Source organism: Bacillus sp. UMB0728 (assembly GCF_002858875.1).
In the GTDB taxonomy this organism is placed as follows: domain Bacteria; phylum Bacillota; class Bacilli; order Bacillales; family Cytobacillaceae; genus Bacillus_AB; species Bacillus_AB infantis.
The window spans coordinates 238,751-258,977 of sequence record NZ_PKLA01000006.1; the positions used below are offsets into that span (position 1 = coordinate 238,751).

Consider the following 20,227-nt stretch of genomic DNA (forward strand, 5'->3'; position numbering starts at 1 on the left):
CCTGCTTCACAAAGTTAGAAACTGCTGCTCCGGGCAATCAGTTCAGTCGCAAGAAACACCTTCTTTGCGATCTTCCTGCCCTGATTTCTTTCCAAGAATAAGTCGACGGCCACCTCGCCCATCGGCTCTGTATGCACCTTCAAGGTGGTCAGCGCCGGGAATATATATTTGGATACACTGATATCATTGATCCCGATCACATTGACACGCTCCGGAACCTGGATGCCGGCTTCGTGGAGGGCCCTCAGGCAGCCGATGGCAATCAGATCATTGCCTGCAAATACCGCGGTCGGGAGACTCTCCCCTTTATCCTCTATCATCTTGTTCATCAGCGTATAGCCGCTGTCCACCGTAAAGCTTCCGATATAGATATTACCTTCATCCAGAAGCCCGCGGCTTGCCATATAATTTCTGTAGGCTCTTTCACGTGCATCTTCAATTCCGCCCGATTCGTCTTTAAAAACCTCTTGTCCGCCGATATAGCCAATGGTTTGATGGCCTTTACCTGTTAAATAATTCAGTATTTTCACTGCCGCTTTTTCAAAATCTACGACAACAGAGTCATACCGGTCTTCATCCGGACTGTAGTCTGCAAAAATAACAGCGTCCGTAATTTCCCCCAAAGCATCAGCCTGCGCCCTGCTGAACTTTCCGACAGCTATAATGCCCTGAAGGCTTTCACTTCTGGCTTTTTCCAGGTCATCATAAAAATAGTTGGCATACTGGATGCCGAGCTGCTGGCAGCGCTGCTCAATGCCATAGCGGATCGACATATAATACAGATCTTCCAGCTCTTCTTTCTCTGTATACCAGTGAACGACTGCAATTTTTAATGCGGCATCCTTTTTGACAGGTTTTTTCTTATAATCAAGCTCTTCCGCGGCTTCAAAAATCTTTTTGCGGGTATCATCTGTCACTGACAGGGAAGCATCATAATTGAGCACCCTGGAAACAGTGGCAATCGATACCCCTGCTTTTTCTGCTATTTTCTTGATTGTCGCCATACTCAGCCTCCTTCCGTACAAATGAATAAATCGCTTACTTTTATTTTATTACTTTTAGTAAATAAATCAATGTTTTTACTAAAAAGTTTACAAAGTTTTAATTTAACAATTCCTCATCTATTAAAGAAAGGAGTGACCGCATCAGGATCACCCCTTTCTTTTTATCTGGTTCTTTCTGCTATTCTAACTTCGTACGGTTTCAAAGTGATTTCGCCGGACAGTTCTTCATTTGTCTGAATCTCTTTTGCCTGCTGCTCAAAAACCACAGCTTGCTTCTCTTCAGTAAAGTTCATGACAAATATATAATCCTTCTCCTCATCCTGCCTTACCTGCACAGAAACCCCGCTCTCATGCTTAACAGGGAAAGCGGCCTTTAAGTCCAATTCAGCCATTAATCCGCTGTAAAAATCACGGTGGAACTGAGCATCCAGGCGACCCCCGATATAATACGCATTTCCTTCTTTAAACTGGTGGCTTGCGACAGCCGGGAGACCGGCATAAAAATCCTGTTCGTATATCCCGTCGGCTTTGGCACCGGCCAGTTCTATCACAGTCGCATAATCTTTCAGCACATATTGTTTGTTTTTATATGTTACCGTGTTGCTGTCCCCAGGATATAAAGTATCAGTCTCGACAGGCTTTAGCCCGAAGGTTTCCTGGAGGTCCACCGGCCATCCGCCGAAATAAACCAGGTCATTTTCGTCCACTACACCGCTGATATAGGACATGACCAGCGTACCGCCGCCGGCCACAAAGGATTTCAGCCTAGCAATCGTTTCTTTGCTTGCCAGATACAGCATCGGGGCGATAATCAGCTTGTATGCCGTGAAATCCTGCTCTTTCGTGATGATATCGACTGGAATATCTTTCTCCCAGAAGGTGCGGTAATGTTCCTGTAGTGTTTGCGGATATTGTTTCGTTTCCAGACCGAACCCCTGGGCATCGTTCAGGGCCCAATTGCTTTCCCAGTCATACAGGATGGCAGCTTCAGCAGGGCGGCTGGTTCCTACGACAGCAGAAAGCTTTTCAAGAGTTTCACCCACTGCCGCGACTTCCTTGAAGACCCGGTTATCGGCACTATTATCATGGTCTACAACCGCTCCATGGAACTTCTCAGATGACCCCCTTGACTTGCGCCATTGAAAATACATAACGCTGTCAGATCCGTGGGCGATCATCTGCATGGAAGATAAAAGGTGCATGCCGGGACGCTTCGCTTTGTTGACAGGGTGCCAGTTTACAGCGCTTGGCGTAGACTCCATCAGCAGAAACGGCTGCTGTTTCAGACTGCGGTATAAATCATCGATAAAAGCTGTCTTCATGGCAAGATTCGCTGTGGACTCCCAGTCATTATGCCAGGCAGGATAGGCATCCCAGCTGATGACATCCAGATGCTTGGCAAACTTGGAATAATCAAGGGCCTGGAACGGGATAAGATCCATTGTATCTGCCATAAAATTGGTTGTGATTGGAATACCGGGTGTAATCTCCCTTAAAGGTACGATTTCGTTTTTATAAAAAGAGATCGTCTGGTCTGTTATAAAGCGGCGCCAATCCAGGTTAAGGCCGTGAACGGCATTTTCCCCGATCGGCGAAGGGGACTCAATCTGTTCCCAATCGCTGAAAGTATGGCTCCAGAAAGGACCCCACCAGGCGTCATTCAATGCTTTGAGACTATGATTGTATTTGTCTTTCAGCCAGTTCCGGAAGGCTGCCTGGCAGCTGCTGCAGTGGCATTCCCCGCCATACTCATTGGAAATGTGCCACATCAGGAGCGCAGGGTGGCCTGCATATCTTTCAGCAAGGAGCCTGTTGATCTTCCGAGTTTTCTCGCGGTAGACCTCAGACGTAAAGCAATGGTTGTGCCTGCCGCCATGAAGCTGTTTGACCCTCTCTCCGTTTACCCTGAGGACCTCAGGATACTTCTGCGACATCCATGCAGGGCGGGCGCCGCTTGGAGTAGCAAGGATTACCTTGCCGCCGATTCCGTCGATATTATTGATGATCTCATCAAGCCATTCGAAGGTAAAATGCCCTTCCTCAGGTTCAAGGGCGCTCCAGGCGAAGATCCCCACTGAAAAGGTATTTGTATGCGCAAGCTTCATCAATTTGATGTCATCGGCCAGTATATCAGGGCGGTCCAGCCACTGATCAGGATTATAATCGCCTCCATGAAGCATAAAATCCGCTTTTGTCACTTGTGTTTTCTTTAGTGTTGACATTTAAACTCTCCTCCCGGTGCAGCTTATCAGCCTTTCGTTCCTCCAGCCGTCAATCCAGACACAAAGTGCTTCTGAAGCACGATGAAAATGATGGCGATTGGAATACTGATCAAGATGGCACCCGCTGCAAAAGTTGTATAACTCGCACCCATTACCTCATTCACCAGATTGTACAATCCAATGGGAAGTGTATAGGACTCAGGTGTTCTAAGGATGGTAGAAGACAATACAAAATCCCCGAGCGGGCCCGTGAACCCGTTCATCGCCACGACAGCTATCATCGGTTTCGATAACGGCATAAGAATCTGAAAGAAAATCCTTGTATTGCTGGCGCCGTCAATCTTGGCACTTTCATCAAGATCAAGCGGGATGGAATCCATATATCCCTTCATCAGATACGTATTCATCGGGATCTGCCCCCCGATATAAAGCAGGATCAGCAGCCAGTGGCTGTTCATCATTCCCAGCAATTGAGCCAGAACAAACAAGGCAATCAATGCTGAAAATTGCGGGATCATCTGCAGGAGAAGGAATAAGGTCAGTGCATTCTTCCTACCCTTAAAACGGAATCTGGAAAAAGCATACGCTGTAAAGGAAACGCTCAAAATGGTCCCGATCATAGTAAAAATACTGATTTTCAAAGAGTTAAGATACCATTGGCCATACTGGAGGCTGTCTTTGCCGGCAAACAGTTCCCTGTAATGATCCAGCGTCGGATTCTCCGGAATGATGGATGTACTGATCAAACTATTGCCCGGGTTGAAGCTTGCCCCTACTGTCCAAAGGAGGGGATAAATAATGATCACCGACATGGCTATCAAAATGAAATATAAAATAAAGAGGTGCACGAACTTTCTCTTTTTCACATTCGCCATCTTCAAGCCCCCTCTTTAAATGAGTTCGTCCGCCTGAATTGCCATAGGGCAATCGCTATAACAAAAACAGACAGCAGAATCGTCAAGGCTGCAGCAAGCGAATATTGGCTGGACTGCATCGTCAGCTTATAGATCCATGACACCAGAATATCAGTACCGCCCGCTGTTGAACCGGCGCTTGCCGGGCCGCCGCCATTAAATAGATAGATAATATTGAAGTTATTAAAATTGAACGTGAATTGCGTGATGATGATCGGTGCCATTGCAATCAGGATCATCGGCATCGTAATAAACCTGAACTTCGCGAAAACGGAGGCCCCGTCAATGGTTGCCGCCTCATACAAATCATCCGGAATGGATTGCAGAACTCCCGTTGTCACAAGGAAAATATACGGAAATCCGAGCCAGCCCTGCATAAGGATCAAAGCAAGCCTCGACCAGTTCGCATCCGTCATCCAAGGCACAGGGTCTATTCCAAGTGCCGCCAGGATATCGTTATTGATCGCTCCAAAGCTGTCATTGAAAAGCCCGGCAAAGATCAGGATCGTAACAAATCCAGGAACTGCCCACGGCAGCACCAAGACTGTCCGGAAAAATTTCTTGAACTTAATGTCCTTGTTGTTCACGATGACCGCCATTAAGATGCCCAGGCAAACCTGCAGCGAAGAAGCTGCCAGAGTCCAGACAACCGTCCAGGCAAGTACGTCGAAGAAGGTTGCGCGCCAGATATCAACCGTAAAGATCTGGGCAAACGTTTCAAGGCCCACCCAGTCTGCCAGATTGGCAGGAGGTGAGTGATAGAGATCATAGTTGGTAAATGCCAGCGCAAAACTGAATAGGATTGGGAAGATGACCGCAAAAATCAGGATGAACAAAGAAGGACCGCTGATTACATATGGATAGCCCTGTGAAATCAGGTTTTGGTACTGATCTTTAAGAGAATTGAGCTTCCTGTTTTCATCTCTCAATCTTCCATTCACAAAAGCATCACGCAAATTGAAATAATATAATCCGAGCCCAAAGCAAGTAACTATGATGGCTATGATTCCTTCAGCCAGCAAAAAGATCGAATTGTCACGGGGGACTTCTGTTCCCAGAGTGAAGATTCCCCAGAAACCCATATTCAGCAGGTCACCGAAAACAAGGAAGAAGGATGCCCCCAGAAGAAGCAGCAGAAGGCCTTTCACCCATTGCTTATTGTAAAACTGGCCCGCTCCGGGGATTATGGATAACAGCAATGCTTTTCGACTATGTGACACTGTTTTTCACCTCTTTAACCAATATCCAAATGGATGGTTTTCTTGTCACTAACATAAATGGTGCCAAACCATGTAACCGTTTGGCACCATTATTCTTTTAATTATTTTTTGCCGTGCTTCGCTTCGATTTGGCCTTTGATTGTGCCGGCAGCCTGATCTAACGCCTCATTTGGCTCCGCTTTGCCTGTAGCAATCGTTTGCAGTGCCGCATCGGCAGGAGTCCACACTTCGTTCATTTCCGGAATATTAGGCGTCAGTTCAGAATACTGGGCCTGTTCCGCAACTGCCTGGGCAGCTTCGCTTTCTGTTACTACCGGATCATCAGCCAACGCCTGGACAGCCGGCACTTCTTTAGTGATTTCATATCTCGCTTTTGAGTTTTCCTCATTTGCCAGGAATTCGACTAAATCCTCAGCAAGCTCGGCATTCTTGGAATAAGAGCTGACATTATAACTCTTTACACCTATAAACGAGCTCATATTCTCACCATTCTCAAGTGCCGGAAGTTTGGCTACGCCATAGTTGACGCCTGCTTTGGCGAATGGCTCAATATTCCATGGACCGGAAATGATGGCAGCCGCCTTGCCTTCCGTGAAAAGGGATTCCAGAACATTGATTCCCTGCTCCCCTATGATCCCAGCCGGGAAAAGACCTTCTTTATAAAATTTCTGGATAACTTTGGCGCCTTCGACTGCTCCTTCATTATTAAGGCCAATGTCAGCTGGATCATAATTACCGCTGTCATCACGGCCAAAGATATATCCGCCGTAACCGCTCATGACGCTTTGGGCATAATAAATCTGGTCAAACAGAGCAAGGAATCCAAACGTTTTGCCATCTGAAGTTTCTTTTGAAAAGTCATACCATTCTTCCAGCGTCTGAGGAAGTTCCTCATCTGAAACCAGGTCTTTATTGTAATAGAGCATTGTTGTCTCCACTGCTTTAGGGAGGCCATATGCCTTTTCATTGACAATTTGGGATTGCATCGCTGCATCCGTATAGATAGATTTCACTTCGTCCCCCACAGAAAGTTCCTTGATCAACCCTTCTGTTACTGCTGTCCCGATTTGATCTCCAGGCATAGTCAGTACATCCGGGCCTGTGCCAGCAGGACCGTCTAAACGCAGATTTTCAATTTGCTGTGCGTATGGTTTCTCCACCACTTTAATTGTTACATCATTATCTTCTTCAAATTTAGCAATGGCATCTTTAATGCCGTCAGACTTCTCTATATCTTCCCAAACCAGTAAATCATAGCCGTTCTTACCCGCTGTTTCTTTCTTTCCTGACGAATCACTGCTGCTTTCCTGAGGGCCGCAAGCCACTAACGATAAACTTAAAGCAATACCGCTCATGATGCCGAAATACTTTTTAACATTTTTCATCATTGACACCCCTTCTTTATAATTGACTATTCTGAAATCCTTATGAAAGCGTTTTACTAAAATTAATATAGCATCACAAGGAAAATATGTCTATATTAATTTACTAAAAATAAGTAAAAAAGTTTACGAAAAAAAGAAAATACGTCTCCTAATGGAGACGCCTACTTACATAAAGCTTAATCCGCACTTTTTCTGACAATCAATTCCGAACCTAAATATAAGGTTTTTACATATTTCCGCTTTTCCACCAGCTGCTCCAGCAGCATTTCCAAAGCATTTTTGCAAAGCTCCTTTGTATCAATATGGAAAGTGGTGAGCGGCGGAGATACATATTTAGCCACACTGATATTATTCACACTGATAACGCTTACGTTATTGGGAATGGCATAGCCATGCTCATTTAATGCCTGCAGGCAGCCGACCGCAATGGGGTCTGCTGCAATAAAGAAGGCAGAAGGAAGATTGCCCCCCAGCTTGCTGATGGCTTCACTCATTAATTTGTATCCATTCTCCACGGAAAATCCTCTATGGCAGAAAATATATTCTTCCTTCAGCAATCCTTTCTCTTCCATATAAGTCCTGAAGGTTCTCTCACGAAGATCCATTTCTTCTCCGCCGGTGTTAGGATTATGAAAAGTGCCGCCAACAAAGCCTATATCGCTGTGCCCTTTATCCATAAAGAAATCAACTGTCCTTTTCGTTATCTGAGCGAGATCCGGCCTGACCGAATCATAAATATTCGGCTCAGGGGTCGAGTCTATAAATACTCCATTCTTAGTTAGTCCCTTTAGATGTTCAAGCTCTTTATCGGAAAAAGTCCCTACTGCGATAAAGCCTTCTATATCTTCGGGAATGCGATTGATACCTTCTGATATTTTATAAGTTTCCAATTCAACATTCATCTGCTTCGCAAGTTTTTCCACTTCCAGCCTCATCGACTTAAAGTATACATCTTCCAGTTCTTCAATGTCTGTAAGCCAATACAAAAAAGCAATATTCTTTACGAGCGGCCTAATTGTTTTCTTGCGATAATTAAGCTTTTCTGCCGCCTCATAAATTTTTTCCCGGGTCTCATCCGGCACTGAAAGGCTTTGATCATTATTCAAAACGCGGGAGACGGTCGAAATCGAAAACCCCGCTTCCTCTGCAATCCCTTTAATTGTCGCCATTAACCCTCCGCCTCCTCTTCAAACGCAAACTGCAGCTTCTTTTCCTATTCCAAATCTCCGCATACAGCAGTTCAAGCATCTTAAGTAAAATATTTTACTTATATTTTACTTATAATACACTACTGCAGTCAAGGAGATTAAAAATCCTTCAAATTTCTTCCTCTTCTTTTATTGTATATTCTTCTGCAGTGAGCGACAACCTGGTATAAGGAAATTGAAAATCATATGCCAATGTGTAAATAAAAATCGAGAGACAGCGTTAGCTTCTCCCGACCACAGCTGTTATTCATTTTCCCGTTCCTTCAATCTTCCTTTACCGCTGCCCGGCTTAATACTCCTGATATGCAAGTCCTTCAATATATTTAAAACCGCCCTGGCAATCATCAGGACACTGCCAGCGAGGAAAAATGATATAGCTATTCTTTGATCTACATCAGTTAAATACAGGATGCTTCCGATAAAATATAAGACACCAAGAAAGAAATCATTCAGCCAGGAAAGCAGATTATACCTTTTTTCCACAATCATTTTATACTTCCCTACCTGAATATACACATCCTCATCATTATCATACACCTTTTTTTCAATCTGCAATGCAATCACCCTCCCATTGGGGTTTTCCCTTTTTCACTGCAAGGATGCGTGTTATTTACTGGAAAATAAAGCGGAAGGAGTGAAGCCTGTATCTAAGTTCCTCTCTTTTTTACAAAATAAAAAGCCGCCCGCAAGCAGCTGTTAAAGTCCCCTATACCTGCCAGATCCTCTTTGCCTGTTCCAGGTCATGGAAGCGGATAATGTTTTTCTGCATCGGCGGGGGGGCATGCCATATTGTATTTCCTGATCTTTTCGTTAATAGCAGCAGCATCCTGCTCTGAGTGGCATGCATGGACCATTTCGGAGATTTCTTTCTGGAGCTTGAGCCAAGGCGGCAAATAACCCGCATCCTTGGCGATTTTCTGAAAACGCTGGTAGGTATCCTGCTCCAAATACTCTTTAGGCAGCGGCTTTCCTTTACCGCTGAAGTTATCTTTTTCACCTGCATTTTCAAGAATATCGCCAATTAAATCGTTGTATTTCCTGTCCATGGAAGGCCTCCCATCATAGCGTTTACCTATTATATTAACATTATTTTCAAAATATTAACATAATGCGCAAGACTTCCGGACAGCTTTTTCTCAGCTCTTTTTGCTGAAATGCTTCCGCTCATGCTCCAAAAGCCACTCTTTCCTCCATATCCCACCGGCATAGCCGGTCATCGTCCCATTTGTGCCAATGATCCGGTGGCAGGGGAGCACAATGCTCAGCTTATTTCTTCCGTTTGCTGTCCCTACTGCCCTTACCGCCTTTTCGTTTTCAATCAGGGAGGCAATATCCTTGTATGTGCCTGTGCTGGCATAAGGAATGGAAGTTAAAGCATTCCAGACACGCTGCTGAAAATCAGTCCCCTGCAGCATATATGGAAAAGTAAATTCTCTGCGCTCCCCTTTGAAATATTCGTCCAGCTGCTGCCAGCATTCTTTAATGGCTTCAGGAAACCATTTTTCCAGAGGGTATTCCGCTTTTTCACGATCTGTAAATAATATTGAGACAACAGCCTGCTCATTGCCGGCAATTTCAATGGTGCCGATCGGCGATTCGTAATCAGCCCGATATACTTCACTCATATAAAGACCTCCAAAAATAAAAGACTGCATAAGCCTGCCAGCCTGCCCACCGGCTTGCGGCTTTTTCAATTCCTTCAATAGACGGCTTTCTGTCTAAGCCCATCTGCAGCTTTAAGGCGTTCTGAAGCCCTGCGTCCCCAATTGGAAAAGCGGCAGGGTCAAGCAGGCATTTCATCCTTACATAATCTGCGGTCCATGCCCCGACTCCTTTAAGAGACATCAGCACATCCCTTGCCCCCGGCTGGCCTAACAGATCATCCTTTTTCAGCTTTTTTTCTGCCATCAGCTTTGCAATCCCAATAATGTATTCTGCTTTCCGGCCTGTAAACTGCAGCTGCTTCAGCTCTTCCGGTTCAAGGGCAGCAATCATCCCTGGTTCAGGAAATAACCAAAAGCACCTGCCCTCATAAGGAAAGCATGACCCATACTTTTCGGTGAATGCCTTTTTCAGCTTATAGGCGAAGGTGAGATTGATCTGCTGGCCGATGACCGCCCAGACAAGCGCTTCAAATAAATCCGGTATTCCTATGATCCTCAGTCCGGCATACCGTTCGGCCAGACTCTTCAGAAGCGGGTCACGGGCGGCCATCCTTACAAAACCACTTGCATCACGCTTTAAATCAAGCCACTCTTCAATAAAGGCTGCTGCCTTCTTTCTTCCATTATGGGATGGAGGCCCAAGCAGAAAGCTCGCTTGAAGATGGGTTTCTGTAGAGCTTAGCTTCAGAAGGATCACTTCCCCATCAAAGATAATCCCCTTAAAAACTGCAGAACCTTCAACATAATGGAGGATCTCCTGGCTTGACCTGCCCAGGAAGATGAGGGCTTCACTGAAAGAAAAATGAGCAGGCAGCTCCAGCTCCATTGAAGACTGATCGTCTTTCCACCTCATTCCTGAGGCACCTGCTTTCGTTTCCGGTATTCACTTGGCGTGCAGCCATTCAACTTCCGGAAGCTTTTATAAAAACTTGAAGGGCTGTGAAATCCTGCTTCAAAGCATATCTCCAAATTCGTCAGCCCGGAGTGAGCCAGCAGGTGGGCAGCTTTATCCACCCGGACCTTTTCCAGGTATTCGCGCGGTGTTTCCGATGTTTCCTCTTTGAATAACCGTTCCAGATAGAATGCACTCATCCCTGCATCCTCCGCAATATCCTGCAGCGTCACTTTTTCCCCATAATGATTGATCAGAAAAGCAACGACCTTCCGGACCAGCCCGACTTGAGGGGAATGCTCCACTTCCGGCTGGCACCTTTTACAGGCCCGATAGCCTTTCCGCTCCGCCTCCGCTTTACTAAAATAGAATTCAACATTGATCTTTTTCGGCTTCCTTGACCGGCAGGATGGCCTGCAATAGATTTTGGTTGTTTTCACTGCTGTAAAAAAGAGGCCGTCATATGTCCGGTCACATGCCAGGATTTTTTCCCACATCTCTTCAAAAGACAAAGAAACCTTCTCCAACCTACTCCCTCCTGTCCATCTGCTTTGTATGGCCATTTTACAGGATAAAGCTGCCGGTTTCGTCTTCAATCTTGCTGTTATGGTCCATGCTCTGCAAATCATCAGCCGTGTACGGAGGCTTACAGGAAAACACAATTATTGTCCGCCTTCTGCTTTTAGGCAGTACAGACAGCGTGAGATTCTTACGAACGGTCTCTCCTGTACAAATCCCTGCTTTTATATCCTTCCGCCATGATCATTTTCATCTCTTCCCGCCTTTTATCCCTTGTTGCTTCCTGCTTGGCGCTGTAGACATACCTGGCCCAGTCCTTCCGGTATCCCGGGGTAAGGGACTGGTAGAATGAGAGCAGATCAGGCCGGTCTTCTAGATCTTCCTCTACCTCAGGAATCTGATCGATATAATCATCCACACATTGGCTTGCCTTGGCAGAGGCTTTATTTTTTCCGTCCGGATCTTCTTTAAGCCCCACTACCGTAAACACCTCATCAAGCCCTACCATCCGGGAGAATTTGATGCTGCTACCGTTAACATAGCCATCCTCATCAGCTCCCAGGCCCGAGAGCAGTTCATCACGATGGATGAAACTGCCGTACACCTTATTGCCCTTTTTCGGATAAGCTAAGTACAGATAGCCGCCAGGCTCCAGATAACGGTCATTTATGATTTCAGAAACAGTTTCCTGCAGGGAAGGCATATCGAGTACAAATGCAAAAACCAGGTCGTAGGAAGTACCTTCTGCAAGCCTGGTACTATAACCCTCCAGTTCAGGTAAATAGTTCTTTCCTTCAGGCATATGGAGAACGGCTGCCTTTTTGTACTTTAATAGATTCAATTTTTCAGCGATTGTTTTAGCCATAAGCTTTTCTCCTGTGTCCTTATTTTTAAAATTGTCAGACGTTCAATATCTCCCGGATATCATCCTCTGTGAGCATACCCGCGCTTTTTCCGCCAGGCTCGATGACCTCTTCAATGAGATTCCGTTTCTTATCCTGCAGTTCGTTCATTTTCTCCTCAATGGTGCCGCGGGCCAGCAGCTTGATCACCTGCACATTATGCCTCTGGCCCATTCGATAGGCCCGGTCGGCAGCCTGATTCTCGACTGCAGGATTCCACCAGAGATCATAAAGGATGACCGTATCGGCGCCGGTCAGATTCAGGCCGGTCCCCCCCGCCTTCAGAGAAATCAGGAAAAAGTCATGCTCACCGCTGTTGAAGCGCCCGCACAGATTGACCCGCTCCTCAGAGGGAGTCTGTCCATCCAGGTAGAAAAAGCCGATGCCCTGCCTGGCCAATTCCCTTCCGATCATATCGAGCATTTTCGTGAATTGGGAAAAAATCAGCACCCGCCTGCCGGACAAACGTGATTCTTTAATGATCTGCAGCAGCTGCTCATATTTCGCAGAGCTTCCCTTATAGCCGTCCACGAAAAGGGCCGGATGGCAGCAGATCTGCCTCAGCCTGGTGAGTCCGGCAAGGATCCTGATCTTGTTTTTTCGGAGCGTATCTTTGTCCAGATGCTTAAGTGTGTCATGGCGGAGCTTGGCCAGATAGGCGGCATACAGCTTTTTCTGATCCGGCAGCAGCTCGGCTGACTCAAGGTATTCAGTTTTTTCCGGGAGCTCAGAAAGCACATCCGATTTTAACCTTCTGAGGAGGAACAGGCTGGTCCTCCTGCTGATTGTTTTCCTGTCAAGAAAGCTGAACTCACGGAGCCCCTGGAAGAGCTCCGGGAAGATCACATGAAAAATCGACCATAGTTCCTCCAGTGAATTTTCAATAGGTGTCCCTGTAAGCGCGAACCGGTTTCCTGCCTGGATCTTTTTAACCGCCCTTGCCGTTTGGGTGACAGGATTTTTAAACGCCTGTGCCTCGTCAAAAAAGACTGTGCTGAAATGCTGTTTCTCATAGCTGCTGATGTCCTTGCGGAGCAGCGGATATGACACAATCAGGACATCCAGCTCTCCTGCTTCTGCGAGCATCTTCTCCCTTTCAGCTTTGCTGCCGTCCATCACTATGCTCTTGATCTCCGGTGCAAATCTCTCAAATTCACTCTGCCAGTTATAGGTCAGGGAGGATGGGCATACGATGAGGGCAGGCTGCTGCAGCCTCCGGATTGCCGGAAGCTCGGACTGGATATAGGCAATAGCCTGGAGTGTCTTTCCCAGTCCCATATCATCAGCAAGGATGCCGCCAAAACCATAGACCGCCAGTGTTTTCAGCCATTGATAGCCTTGTTTTTGATAGTCGCGCAGTACAGGCTCAAGGATTTCAGGTACGGCAAATTGTCGGCTGCCAGGGGTCCGGACCTCCTCGATAAAGTTCCGGAAAGACTCTTCAAAGCTGAATACTTCCCCTTCCTCCAGTGATCCCATAAGGCGGAGCCCTGGGACCATGGGGACGTTCAGCCCCTCTTCCAGATCCTCATCCTGGGCAGGAACCTCATTCAAAAACCGTCTGATTTCATCAAACTCTCTGGATTCAAGGGAGAGCAGCGCCCCGTCCCGCAGCCGGTAATATTTCCTTTTTTCCTCAAGCGAAGCCAAAAGGCCGCGAACCTCATGCTCAGGGATCCCGTCCATAGCAAATTTGAATTCCAGCCAATTGGTCCGTTCTTTTTTCACTTTAACGGAAATGCGCGGATGAATGCTTTCCCTGAAGATGCGGTTCCTGATTGCGGTTGTCGCATAGACCTTGACCATCGTCTGAAGCTTTGGAAGCTGCCGGTACAGGAATTCATATTCCAGCTCTTCATTCTGGAGATAGTAGCCGCTGTCGGTTCTGGCAAAGCTGCTTTCCTCCATCACTTCGAGGATAGTTCTTTCTTTTTCCTCATCCCTGATCAGAAGGAAATCTGTATGGAACTCCTTCTCCTCAAGCGGATTAAAGACGACATTATCATACTGAAACTCGAGGCTCGCCAGGAGCCTGTTTTTCAGGCGGTCCAAGTAGAGTTTGGCTGTCAGCGGCGACTGGATGAGCTGAGTCTTGATCCCGCCCGGGAGATGCACTTCCCCCAGCTTTTTCAATCCTGGTACGACCTTATCCAGCATAAAGCCGACCTGATCCTTTTGGATGGGAATCCGGTCCGTCCCTGAAGCAGCGAGCATCCCCTTCAGGTCTGCCAGGCGCTTGCAGTCATCATTTTCAAGCTGATAGATCATACCCCTGTACAAGACAGACTGATATGCCTGCAGAATTAAGATTTTGTCCATGCCTTTCACCACAAGCCGGCCGCCTTTATTTTCGTCCAGCTCAAAACGGAACGTTAATGGCAGCTGCTCTTCCGGCACGCTGATGCCTTCGTATACATGCCCGCCATTTTTGAGCTGTACCTTCGGGGCAGCTGTTAAAAGGGAAAGGAGCCGCCTCCAGGAGGTAGGCGGGATCAGCAGGATAGACGCGTCAGCTTCTAAAGTCTGTCCTTCTTTATGGGCCTGCTCATCCTCAATGATCCGCATCAGCTCCTGGAGAACAGCATCATCTTCTTTCCGGAAATAATGCCCGGCAGGTTCGTATGTAAAGAAGGGGGAAACTGCACTCTGGCTTCTTTCTTTTACATCTTTAAGGAATTTCCTAATGTCCCTGACCGGGTGCATAGCTATGCTGGCTTCCATTCCAAGCATGGTGCTTCCATCCGCAAGAGATATCGGCATGCATGTAAAGCAGGCTTCTGCAGGCTGCCTGTTCTCGAAGTGCAGCTGTTCCCCGCTTGAGCGGGAAGGCTCTTTTTCAAAAATCGTCAGCAGCCCTTCTGCCAGCGACTCATGCCCCGCTCCTTCCGCATCCATCAATGGGGCTGTGCCATTTTTCTGATGATCAAGTATCGCCAGCAGGACGGCGGCAATATGCTGGCAGTCTGTTTTAACCGAAGCAAGCCTAGGACAGCTGCAATCCGCATGATAGCCGCCTTTCCCGTCCCCCTGGATCGTCACATGGAAATCCTCCGCGGCCATTACATCTGCCTCGCAGTATTCCGGCTCATACCGGCTGAATACTACCTTTTTGGAACGGAAAAAAGTATCTCCTTTCCTAAAAGAAACCAGCCCGCATGCCTCTTTTATTTTTTTGCTGTCCAATTGAATGTTCAACTATATCCCCTCGTCCATTTATGATAATAAAATTTTATCATAGAGAAAGGGAAAACCCCATGTCTCTTTCCTGCCGACCTGCCTGAAAATTGTAAAAATATGCCTGTCTCTGGACAGGAGCAGACATTTTCTGTTATATTGTTATAGTTACTCATGGTAACTATTATTATTGATAACTATATAGAGGTGTTTGCCATCAAAACGTTTCAGAAATTCTTTCATCAGCTATTGATGCTCTACCGTCCGTTTGAAAATAAACTTAACCAGCTTCTCGCACAGCACCAGCTGCAGCGGGCGCAATGGACGATTTTATATTATATCTCCAATTTTGGCTCAGCCACTCTTGTAGAGCTTTCCCATTACCAGGGCGTTGAAAAACCGACCGTCACACGGACGATCACCCGGCTGGAGGAGCTCGGTTTTGTGGAGCAGGTGCCCAGCAAAGACCGCCGCGAAAAAAGGATGCAGCTCACAGAGGTCGGCCATAAAGTGTACAGTGAAGTGCGGCTGACCATTGATGAATTTGAGCAGAGAATCCTTAAAGGCTTTACAGAAAAAGAACAGCTTGAAGCCATCCGCCTCATGGAAGGCATACGCAGCAACTTAATGGAACAGGGGGAAACACATTGAACAGCTCAGAAGCAAAACTTTGGACGAAGGACTTCATCGTTGTATCCTCCATCAACTTTTTTTTAACACTTGTCTTCTACTTGCTGATGGTCACCATCTCTGTCTATGCCGTCAATGAATATGATGCATCGACAAGCGAGGCCGGACTAGTAACAGGGATCTTTATTATCGGGACGCTCATCGGCAGGCTGTTCATCGGGCGCTATATCGATCTGGTCGGCCGCAAAAGGATGCTGTTCATTGGACTGGTTTTCTTTACGCTGACGACTCTTTTATATTTTGTCCATGCCGGGGTTGCCTTTCTTCTGGCCAACCGTTTCGTTCACGGAATCACGCTTGGCATGGCCAGCACAGCTACAGGTACAATCGTTGCACAGATCATTCCGGCAGCCAGGAAAGGCGAAGGGATCGGCTACTATAGCATGAGCGCGACACTGGCAACAGCGGTAGGACCGTTCATCGGGATTTATATGAGCCAGCATACAAGCTTTGAAATGATATTCAGCTTTTGCCTGGCATTGGGGATTATAAGTCTGGCGACCGCCTTTCTTGTCACTGTCCCGCCGGTCACAGGCTCTCCGAAGAGTGCAGAAGCAAAAGGCTTCAGGGTTTCGGACTTTGTGGAACCAAAAGCGCTGCCGATTGCGGTCATCACCCTGGCAATCGCATTTTGTTATTCCAGCGTCCTTTCTTTCATCAATTTCTATGCGATGGAGCTTGATCTTGTGGACGCGGCAAGCTTTTTCTTTATTGTCTATGCAGTTGCCGTCCTGCTGTCCCGTCCGTTTACAGGGCGCCTGATGGACCTGAAGGGCGCCAACTATATCATGTATCCGGCATTCATCCTGTTCGCAGCCGGTATGATTCTGTTAAGCACAGCAGGGTCAAGCTTTGTCCTGCTCCTATCAGGCGTCCTGATTGGCCTTGGCTTCGGGAATATGCAGTCAAGCACACAGGCGATCGCCGTCAAGCTGACGGCTCCGCACAGGCTGGGGCTGGCCACATCAACTTTCTTTATTTTCCTTGATGCCGGCCTTGGATTCGGCCCTTACCTGCTTGGACTCGTCATTCCCATAACAGGCTACAGCAGCCTGTATATCATGATGGCTGCACTGATCCTGTTGTCTGCTGTGCTGTATTATTTCCTGCATGGCAGGAAAGATCATGCTTTACGGTCAGCTGCTGATGCAGTGTAATTAGAAAAGGGGTATCCTTCAGATGTGAGGATACCCCTTTTCTTATTTCAATTTTATTTCTGCATTCCCATTGATGGATGCAGGGTAGTCAAGAAGCTCGAGAAGGATATCTTGATCACCGGCTTCTTCCTTTGGATACGGAACATAATAGGTGATCTCCTTATCGACTGGCGAACCGCCTGCCCCAAAAGACAGCCCCTCTCCAATAGTCCGGCCTTCCAGATCCGCTGCATGCATGAAAATCATTGTATCCAAAAAGCTGAAAGGTGCTTCCAGTTTAAGCTGGAGCTCGTCTTTAAAAACACTTGCTGATTTCAGCTTTCCATCCTTCGGCGCCTTTATGATTTTATTATCTGAGGGGTTCACCCGGACAATGAGTTCATCCTTATCCAGGGCACGGATGCTGTTGAAGCGCAGATACAATTCTTTCGGATCTGCAAAATAGCTGCTTTCTAAATATATGACTGTTTCGTTGTCATTCACTTTTTCATCTTTTACATGATTGGCCTTCCACTTGCCCCCATTTTCATCAGCGATATGGAGATCGTTAAACCCAAAGATTTTTTTCGTATTATCCGGATCAAAAGCAATTCTCACCGCTGTTTGTGATGGATAGATGCTGACATCCTTTACAGTCATCTTCTGCCCTTCAACCGTTACTGTTTTATTCAGGCTGTACACCTTTTTCTCAGCCAGCTTCTCTTTATCCAGTGCAAACGGCAGAACGACCGATTCAGACTGGCGGCTGTCATTCACTGTGAACCCCATTGAAAGGCTCAATTCATCAGGAAGATCTGCCGCATCATCCAGCTGAAAACGGATTTCATGCAAATCTTCTCTGTCCGCAGTCCAAAAAGTCCCATGATTCGCTTGGTATGGCAGCTTATTTCCTTCCCGGTCAAGCAGGGTTATATCTGTCGTGTAAACATCTGCAGTTTTATTTTCGGCCTCATAGCTGTAAAAAAGAATCAATGCCTGTTCATCGTAAATCGCGGAGTCCAGGGTTGCCTTTATGCCATTATGTTCAGCAGACGCTCCGATTTTTTGTATATATTCATTTTCAGCTGCTGCCATCAGACCTCTGTCGCCGCTGACAAGCTCCATAACTTTCTCAAGGCCTGGCAAACTAGAGAAATACTCAGCCATCGTGCTGCCTCCTTTAACAGAAAACAGCAAAATGAGAGCCGCGGCCGCGGCAGTAAAAAGAGAGGCATACTTTTTCCTTTTCCTGCCTGCCGCTTTAGCCTGCCTGATTCCAGCCATGATAGCCTGGTCTGCCAGCTCATTTGAAACCATCAAACGGTCGAGTTCTTTCCTTGAACGGTCCAGCTCTCTCTCTTCATTACTGAACATTGGCGGCTTCACCTCTTTCACCCAGCTGCTCACGAAGAGCCTTGAGCCCTTTATACAGCCATGTTTTAATGGTACTTTCCGGACTTTCCAGCAGGTTCGCGATTTCTTTTATTTTCATATCATGATAATACTTCAGGATAATAACTTCCCGGCACTTTGAATCTATTTTTTCCAATGCTTCCTCAATTTCAAGCGCTTGGCTGTAATTGTATGTTTCCGCCAATGACTCTGTAAGATCCAAAGGTGCTGCTCTTTTTTTCTTTCTGCTTTGATCATGGCAGTAGTTAAGCATGATCCGGATCAGCCAGGTGGAGAAATAATCTGCCTGTTTCAGGCTGCGGATGGACCGGTATGCCCTGAATGTGACCTCCTGCAGGGCTTCAAGCGCCTCCTCCTCGTTTCTTAAATAAGAATAGGCAATTTTGAGCAGCTGCACTTTGTGCGCTTGCATCAGCTCATAAAAAGCTTCATCATCCCCTTTCCTGGCTTTCTTAATGAACTTTGCTGTATCCAAGGAGATACCCCCTTTTTTTATTTCTATCTGTTAGACAGGGCACAAGCGCAAAAAGACTTCCATTTCTAATTTTTTCTTTATTTTTGTATAAAGCAAGAAGTTTTTGTAAACCCATTCATTAAATTTCAATTCTGTAGTATCTTTAGAGAAACGAAATAATTCAGAAACGTGAGGCTGCAGATATGTGGAGAAATAAGAATGTGTGGATTTTACTGACAGGGGAGTTCATTGCAGGGCTCGGCCTGTGGCTCGGAATTATCGGAAACCTTGAATTTATGCAGGAAAAAGTGCCGTCAGATTTCTTGAAATCTTTAATACTTGCAGCAGGTCTGCTTGCCGGCCTTGCAGTCGGTCCTGCAGCCGGCAGGATTACAGATCAGGCAAGCAAGAAAACCGTCATGCTTGTTTCCGGCTTCGCCCGCTCTGTGAGCGTTGTATTTATGCTGATCGCCATCCACACCGGCTCAGTCTGGTGGATGGTCGTATTCCTCGTCTGCCTGCAGATTTCGGCTGCCTTCTATTTCCCTGCCCTCCAGGCAGCCATCCCGATGGTAGTCGGCGAGAAAGATCTCTTGCAGCTGAACGGCGTGTACATGAATGTATCCACTCTTTCACGTGTGCTTGGAACTGCCGTTGCCGGGGTATTCCTGGTCATCATGTCTTTATCCATGCTGTATCTCTTGTCCCTCGCTGCCTATCTGGGCTTATTCCTTCTCACATGCTTCCTGAGCTTTGAGGAGAAAAAGGAGCCGGAGAAGCAGGAAGATGCCAAACAGAAGCCTGCAGGATTTTCAGAGGTCTTCCCTGTCATCAAGGGGCTTCCGATTGTATTCATGACACTCGTGCTGACGCTTGTCCCGCTGTTATTTCTTGGCGGATTTAACCTGATGGTCATCAATATCAGCGAGCTTCAGGACAGCTCGGCCATTAAAGGGTGGATTTATACTGCTGAGGGAGTCGCCTTCATGCTCGGCGCCTTTGCGGTAAAAAAAATCAGCGGCAAAAGCTCGCCATACAGCATCCTGTTTTTCTTTTCCTTTATCATCGGCATATCGCAGCTGATCCTTTATTTTGCTGATATACCTGTTCTGTCTGTCCTGGCATTCCTGATCTTCGGTTTTGCGGTCGGCTGCTTCTTCCCGACTGCAGCCACCATCTTCCAGACACGGGTGCCAAAGGATTTCCATGGCCGCTTTTTCTCTTTCCGGAACATGCTCGACCGCCTGGTCTTCCAGATCGTCCTCCTTATGACAGGGTTCCTGCTTGATGCGGTCGGCCTGCAGTATATGAGCGTCATCTTCGGGGCCTTGTCCCTGTTCATGACATGCGCCTTTTACCTGAGGTTCAAGAGCCTGAAAAACGGGATGGAGCTGGCTGAGAAAGCCGGATAACCAGAAAACGGCACCTAG

18 protein-coding genes are annotated in these 20,227 nt (G+C 46.9%); 3 read left to right on the forward strand and 15 right to left on the reverse strand.

The features are described 5' to 3' along the window. Positions 1 to 14: 14 nt before the first annotated feature. The 13 genes from CYJ37_RS22740 to CYJ37_RS22800 form a co-directional block, all read right to left on the reverse strand. Positions 15 to 1,004: a LacI family DNA-binding transcriptional regulator gene (locus CYJ37_RS22740; protein WP_009792476.1), complete on the reverse strand. Its 990-nt coding sequence runs from the start codon at positions 1,002 to 1,004 to the stop codon at positions 15 to 17. Between the two features lie 161 nt (positions 1,005 to 1,165). Continuing rightward, complete coding sequence (locus tag CYJ37_RS22745; RefSeq protein ID WP_101552057.1) at positions 1,166 to 3,226, reverse strand: beta-galactosidase; 2,061 nt, start codon at positions 3,224 to 3,226, stop codon at positions 1,166 to 1,168. A gap of 26 nt (positions 3,227 to 3,252) precedes the next feature. Then, positions 3,253 to 4,101, reverse strand: coding sequence for a sugar ABC transporter permease (locus CYJ37_RS22750; RefSeq protein WP_101552059.1), 849 nt, complete (start codon positions 4,099 to 4,101; stop codon positions 3,253 to 3,255). 2 nt (positions 4,102 to 4,103) lie between these two features. Next, on the reverse strand, positions 4,104 to 5,360 hold the full coding sequence (locus tag CYJ37_RS22755) for a carbohydrate ABC transporter permease (RefSeq protein ID WP_101552060.1): 1,257 nt from the start codon (positions 5,358 to 5,360) through the stop codon (positions 4,104 to 4,106). 101 nt (positions 5,361 to 5,461) lie between these two features. Next, positions 5,462 to 6,745 carry a sugar ABC transporter substrate-binding protein gene (locus tag CYJ37_RS22760; protein WP_101552154.1) on the reverse strand — a complete coding sequence of 428 codons (1,284 nt, stop codon included), beginning with the start codon at positions 6,743 to 6,745 and terminating at the stop codon, positions 5,462 to 5,464. Positions 6,746 to 6,921: 176 nt separating this feature from the next. Then, positions 6,922 to 7,914 (reverse strand): LacI family DNA-binding transcriptional regulator, encoded by a 993-nt coding sequence (locus CYJ37_RS22765; protein WP_101552062.1) that lies wholly within the window; start codon positions 7,912 to 7,914, stop codon positions 6,922 to 6,924. 282 nt (positions 7,915 to 8,196) lie between these two features. Next, the gene (locus tag CYJ37_RS22770; protein ID WP_257964289.1) at positions 8,197 to 8,517 is read right to left on the reverse strand and encodes a YrhK family protein; all 321 of its coding nucleotides are present in this window, start codon (positions 8,515 to 8,517) and stop codon (positions 8,197 to 8,199) included. A gap of 176 nt (positions 8,518 to 8,693) precedes the next feature. Beyond that, on the reverse strand, positions 8,694 to 8,999 hold the full coding sequence (locus CYJ37_RS22775; protein WP_308302727.1) for a DnaJ family domain-containing protein: 306 nt from the start codon (positions 8,997 to 8,999) through the stop codon (positions 8,694 to 8,696). A gap of 90 nt (positions 9,000 to 9,089) precedes the next feature. Then, positions 9,090 to 9,578 (reverse strand): methylated-DNA--[protein]-cysteine S-methyltransferase, encoded by a 489-nt coding sequence (locus CYJ37_RS22780; RefSeq protein WP_101552064.1) that lies wholly within the window; start codon positions 9,576 to 9,578, stop codon positions 9,090 to 9,092. Continuing rightward, entirely contained in the window at positions 9,571 to 10,470 is a 900-nt protein-coding gene (locus CYJ37_RS22785; RefSeq protein ID WP_101552066.1) for a DNA-3-methyladenine glycosylase family protein, read from the reverse strand. Before CYJ37_RS22785 ends, CYJ37_RS22780 begins: the two co-directional genes overlap by 8 nt. Continuing rightward, the gene (locus CYJ37_RS22790) at positions 10,467 to 11,006 is read right to left on the reverse strand and encodes a bifunctional transcriptional activator/DNA repair enzyme AdaA (RefSeq protein WP_180827428.1); all 540 of its coding nucleotides are present in this window, start codon (positions 11,004 to 11,006) and stop codon (positions 10,467 to 10,469) included. Before CYJ37_RS22790 ends, CYJ37_RS22785 begins: the two co-directional genes overlap by 4 nt. A 212-nt stretch (positions 11,007 to 11,218) precedes the next feature. Next, the gene (locus CYJ37_RS22795) at positions 11,219 to 11,893 is read right to left on the reverse strand and encodes a YdeI/OmpD-associated family protein (RefSeq protein ID WP_101552069.1); all 675 of its coding nucleotides are present in this window, start codon (positions 11,891 to 11,893) and stop codon (positions 11,219 to 11,221) included. Between the two features lie 34 nt (positions 11,894 to 11,927). Beyond that, complete coding sequence (locus CYJ37_RS22800) at positions 11,928 to 15,125, reverse strand: DEAD/DEAH box helicase (RefSeq protein ID WP_101552071.1); 3,198 nt, start codon at positions 15,123 to 15,125, stop codon at positions 11,928 to 11,930. Between the two features lie 153 nt (positions 15,126 to 15,278). On the opposite strand from CYJ37_RS22800, the gene CYJ37_RS22805 reads away from it, so the two are divergent. Continuing rightward, positions 15,279 to 15,755: a MarR family winged helix-turn-helix transcriptional regulator gene (locus CYJ37_RS22805; protein ID WP_165352692.1), complete on the forward strand. Its 477-nt coding sequence runs from the start codon at positions 15,279 to 15,281 to the stop codon at positions 15,753 to 15,755. Next, a complete protein-coding gene (locus CYJ37_RS22810) occupies positions 15,752 to 16,951 on the forward strand; it encodes an MFS transporter (RefSeq protein ID WP_101552073.1) in 1,200 nt (399 codons plus the stop codon). Before CYJ37_RS22805 ends, CYJ37_RS22810 begins: the two co-directional genes overlap by 4 nt. Before the next feature lie 42 nt (positions 16,952 to 16,993). Here the strand turns inward: CYJ37_RS22810 and CYJ37_RS22815 are convergent, their stop codons facing one another. After that, complete coding sequence (locus CYJ37_RS22815; protein WP_101552075.1) at positions 16,994 to 18,304, reverse strand: DUF4179 domain-containing protein; 1,311 nt, start codon at positions 18,302 to 18,304, stop codon at positions 16,994 to 16,996. Continuing rightward, positions 18,294 to 18,818 (reverse strand): sigma-70 family RNA polymerase sigma factor, encoded by a 525-nt coding sequence (locus CYJ37_RS22820; RefSeq protein WP_101552077.1) that lies wholly within the window; start codon positions 18,816 to 18,818, stop codon positions 18,294 to 18,296. The genes CYJ37_RS22815 and CYJ37_RS22820 overlap by 11 nt, the downstream gene beginning before the upstream one ends. A 182-nt stretch (positions 18,819 to 19,000) precedes the next feature. Here CYJ37_RS22820 and CYJ37_RS22825 point away from each other — a divergent pair, with 182 nt between their 5' ends. Continuing rightward, the gene (locus tag CYJ37_RS22825) at positions 19,001 to 20,209 is read left to right on the forward strand and encodes an MFS transporter (RefSeq protein WP_101552079.1); all 1,209 of its coding nucleotides are present in this window, start codon (positions 19,001 to 19,003) and stop codon (positions 20,207 to 20,209) included. Positions 20,210 to 20,227: the final 18 nt, after the last annotated feature.

What these genes read in the sequence shown, in the direction of transcription:
- CYJ37_RS22795 (WP_101552069.1), bottom strand. Translation starts at nt 11,893, where the DNA reads ATGGCTAAAACAATCGCTGAAAAATTGAATCTATTAAAGTACAAAAAG.
- CYJ37_RS22775 (WP_308302727.1), bottom strand. Translation starts at nt 8,999, where the DNA reads ATGGACAGGAAATACAACGATTTAATTGGCGATATTCTTGAAAATGCA.
- CYJ37_RS22760 (WP_101552154.1), bottom strand. Translation starts at nt 6,745, where the DNA reads ATGAAAAATGTTAAAAAGTATTTCGGCATCATGAGCGGTATTGCTTTA.
- CYJ37_RS22825 (WP_101552079.1), top strand. Translation starts at nt 19,001, where the DNA reads ATGTGGAGAAATAAGAATGTGTGGATTTTACTGACAGGGGAGTTCATT.
- CYJ37_RS22780 (WP_101552064.1), bottom strand. Translation starts at nt 9,578, where the DNA reads ATGAGTGAAGTATATCGGGCTGATTACGAATCGCCGATCGGCACCATT.
- CYJ37_RS22785 (WP_101552066.1), bottom strand. Translation starts at nt 10,470, where the DNA reads ATGAGGTGGAAAGACGATCAGTCTTCAATGGAGCTGGAGCTGCCTGCT.
- CYJ37_RS22765 (WP_101552062.1), bottom strand. Translation starts at nt 7,914, where the DNA reads ATGGCGACAATTAAAGGGATTGCAGAGGAAGCGGGGTTTTCGATTTCG.
- CYJ37_RS22750 (WP_101552059.1), bottom strand. Translation starts at nt 4,101, where the DNA reads ATGGCGAATGTGAAAAAGAGAAAGTTCGTGCACCTCTTTATTTTATAT.
- CYJ37_RS22805 (WP_165352692.1), top strand. Translation starts at nt 15,279, where the DNA reads ATGGTAACTATTATTATTGATAACTATATAGAGGTGTTTGCCATCAAA.
- CYJ37_RS22745 (WP_101552057.1), bottom strand. Translation starts at nt 3,226, where the DNA reads ATGTCAACACTAAAGAAAACACAAGTGACAAAAGCGGATTTTATGCTT.
- CYJ37_RS22815 (WP_101552075.1), bottom strand. Translation starts at nt 18,304, where the DNA reads ATGTTCAGTAATGAAGAGAGAGAGCTGGACCGTTCAAGGAAAGAACTC.
- CYJ37_RS22740 (WP_009792476.1), bottom strand. Translation starts at nt 1,004, where the DNA reads ATGGCGACAATCAAGAAAATAGCAGAAAAAGCAGGGGTATCGATTGCC.
- CYJ37_RS22790 (WP_180827428.1), bottom strand. Translation starts at nt 11,006, where the DNA reads ATGTGGGAAAAAATCCTGGCATGTGACCGGACATATGACGGCCTCTTT.